Genomic DNA, 499 nt, shown 5'->3' with positions numbered 1-499 from the left:
GTATCACGTGGCGGGTGGCTTGTGGCTGAACGGTGACGTGGATGCTTCTGCGTTGAAGGCGAGCGTCGAGGCGATCGTCGCAAGGCATGAGGTGTTGCGCACGCGCTTTGTCGCTGATGACGCTGGACAGGTGCAGCAGTGGATCGAACCGCAGGGAACGCTTGACTGGCAGGAAGCGTCACTGCCGGCGACGCAGATCGCTGACGCAGCACGCGTGCTCGCGAGCCGTCCGTTCGATCTGGCGCAAGGGCCGTTGCTGCGTGCAGGGCTTTTTCCCACGCAGGAAGCGGGCAAAAGCCTGTTCGTGCTGGCGATGCATCACATCGTCTCGGACGGCTGGTCGGTGCGTGTGCTGCTTGAAGAACTGGTGGCGCATTACCGCGCAGCGGTGTTGAAAGAACCGTTGAAGCTGGCGGCGCTGCCGGTGCAATACGCGGACTATGCGGCATGGCAACGCGACTGGCTGGAAGCAGGCGAGCGCGAGCAGCAATTGACCTAC

General features: G+C 62.9%; 1 protein-coding gene. It reads left to right on the top strand.

The genetic code is table 11. The annotated features are described in order from the left end of the window. A partial coding sequence (locus QCE64_RS37835) for a condensation domain-containing protein (RefSeq protein WP_310009526.1) occupies nt 1-499 on the top strand: 499 nt, incomplete at both ends.

The organism is Caballeronia sp. LZ043 (genome assembly GCF_031451075.1).
GTDB lineage: Bacteria > Pseudomonadota > Gammaproteobacteria > Burkholderiales > Burkholderiaceae > Caballeronia.
This window is presented reverse-complemented; position numbering and strand designations above follow the sequence as displayed.